The 2,852-nt window shown below is 43.6% G+C and carries 2 protein-coding genes; both read right to left on the bottom strand.

Going from position 1 to position 2,852, the window contains the following annotated elements; all coding sequences use genetic code 11:
• The coding region (locus tag WBA23_RS14205) for an ABC transporter permease (RefSeq protein WP_424582937.1) at positions 1-2,386 on the bottom strand (2,386 nt) is incomplete at its 3' end.
• 71 nt (positions 2,387-2,457) lie between these two features.
• Entirely contained in the window at positions 2,458-2,847 is a 390-nt protein-coding gene (locus tag WBA23_RS14200; protein ID WP_424582938.1) for a GxxExxY protein, read from the bottom strand.
• Positions 2,848-2,852: the final 5 nt, after the last annotated feature.

Here is a 2,852-nt window from a genome sequence, read left to right as displayed (position 1 = left end):
CTTTAGAAAGTAGCTGCCATAAATTCTTTACCGAAGCCCCTAGTACTTTACGAATGCCAATTTCTTTTGTCCGCCTTTCGGCTACGAAGGAAGCTAGACCGAACAAACCCAAGCAACTAATAAAGATGGCAATCATAGCAAAGAAACCTGAGAGTTTACCTACCCGTACTTCATTCCCAAATTTTCGGGCATACTGCTCATCGGCAAAGCTATATTCAAACGGATTATTAGGGTCAAATTTTTTGTAGACCGACTCAATATCCGCTAAGGCTTGTTGGGCACTTACATTATGCTTTAGTTTGATATTAAGAACATCGGATCGGTTATAATCAATGAAGAAGATCATCTGCCTTACCGGAGCGTAGGGCGACTGGGTAATCATGTCTTCTACCACTCCAATGATGGTGTAAATTCCGTTCTCACCCCAATCTAATTGCTCCCCAACCGGATCATCAAAACCCATATATTCAACCGCTGCTTCATTGATGACTAAGCCCATAGAATCTGTAGCAAAGTCGCGAGAGAAATCTCGTCCTTCCACGATGTTCCAATCAATAGTTTCACCAAATTCGTGGGTAACCCGCATGGTGACAAATTCATCCTGCATGCCGGGTACTTTTCCCCGCCAGTCAAGACCGCTATTGGTCGTAAATGTCTGCGTGATGGGAGACTCTGATTTGGCTATTTCTTCCACCATTCCAGTTTGTAGCAATTCGTTTCGAAAAGCATTAAAACGCTGGTTTGCTTCGCCTCTCGCCGGAACAGTGAGTAGGTGATTAATATTGTAGCCAATTGGGCGGTTTTTAACGAACTGGATTTGCTGAAAGACGATCATGGTACCGATGATCAAACTCACCGAAACTGCAAACTGCGTCACAACGAGCACTTTACGCGGCAGGGCAGCCAGCCGTCCGGTTCGGAACGTACCTTTTAGCACTCTCACGGCTTTTAGCGAAGAAAGGTATAAAGCCGGATAGCTTCCCGCTACTATTCCAGTAAGCAGAATAAAGCCTGACCCCACTAGCCAAAACCAAGGATTAGACCATGGAATACTAACTTCTTTGTCGGCTACCTCGTTGAAAGCCGGAAGAATTAACCACACTAACAAGATGGCAACCACAAACGACAGAGCTACAATCAGTAAGGATTCAGTAAAGAATTGACCAATGAGTTGGCCACGCAGTGACCCCACCGCTTTACGAACTCCAATTTCCTTCGCTCGCTTCTCCGACCGAGCGGTACTTAAATTCATAAAATTGATGCAAGCTAAGAGCAAGACAAAAGCCCCAATAATGCCAAATAGCCATACGTACTGGATTCGTCCACCAGTAATAACGCCTTGTTCAAAATCTGAGTACAAATACGCTTTGGATATTGGGTGAAGAAAAAGTTCGGGATTGAACCGAGCACCTTCGTCCTCCGTTACTCGTTTCTTTTTCGCGTCTTTAATCGCATCTGAAACTTGCTCCATTTCAGCGTGATCAGCAATTTGCACCATTGTTTGAAACCAGCTATTTCCCCAGCTTAGCCAATCCGGTAAATCTTTCAAGTATAATTCCCAGGGCGCAATAAATTCTACCTCGGCGAAGCTAGAGTTATCTGGCAAGTCTTCGTACACGCCAGTGACTTTCACCTCCCGATCGCTTAACAATAAAATCTGATTGATCGGGTCTTGGTCACCAAAGAAAGCTTGAGCTGTTGATCTAGTAAGCAAAACCGAGTTGGGTTCTGCTAAGCTCTGCTGAGTGCCGCTGAGCATTTTCAATGTAAGCATTTCTGGAGCGACCGGCTCCATGAATAGACCTGTTTTCGTCAGTGCCTTATCATCCTTTCGTAATGCACGCCCTTGCGGAAAACTTACCATGCTAACATGCTCAAAGTATGTTTCGTAATTACTGCGAAGCTCAGGAGCTAGTTGCAGTGCTTGCGACTGCCAGGTTCGAATTTCTCCCTCAAACGATTGGTTCTGCATTACCCAGGCCAATCGATCATAATTCTGATGATATTTATCAAACGAGAGCTCATCGTGTACCCATAAGGCAATCAGGGTAGCCACGGCCATTCCTACGGCTAACCCACTGATATTGATGAATGAGTAACCTTTATGCTTTAAGATATTTCTCCAGCCAATTTTAAAATAGTTTCGGTACATGGCGTAGTGGGTTGGGTTATAAAATGTTAGGTTTCGGATAGCAAATGGCCGTAGATAATGAAATACTTGGTACCAATAATTACGCTTAGCCCGAGCTAACGAATGTTCTTTTAGTGTTTGGTAGAACTTTTCTTCCAGATCACCTTCTACCTCTTCCGCTAGATTATCCCGGAGAAACCAGCGGAGAAAGCGTTGGGCAAGCTTAGGAAGTAAATTGTCAGAATTAGGATTCATTGGATTAGGAGATTAGCAAGATTTCGTTCATAGGATAATTAGTTATTTGTTTTCCTCTTTTTTCAATCTTGCTAATCCTTCAATTCTGAGAATCCTGGTCCTTTGCGGAATAGGCGTTTTACCTCTAAGCTCCTCGCCCCGAAGTTGATTAGTAATCCTTTATCAATTTTGTATGCTTGTAGATAGTTTAGTCCCTGCGCTAAGTGAACGTCTTCCAACTGAATGATGGCTTTCAGCTCAACAATCACTTGATCTTCTACTACAAAATCAGCCCTTCTAGTACCTACTTGTATGTCTTCATAATAAATGGGTATTTCCAATTCCCGGGCAAATCCTAACCCCTGCTTCTCCATCTCTATCGCTAAACATCTCTGATAAATAACCTCCTGGAATCCGTTGCCCAACGTGCTATGCACCTTCATCGCACAGCCAATAATCTTATACGTCAACGGGTCTTTTATCTCTT

The organism is Tunicatimonas sp., from assembly GCF_049647865.1.
In the GTDB taxonomy this organism is placed as follows: Bacteria; Bacteroidota; Bacteroidia; order Cytophagales; family Cyclobacteriaceae; genus Tunicatimonas.
Note: the sequence above shows the minus strand (reverse complement) of the source record. Positions and strands in the feature narration are given on the sequence as shown.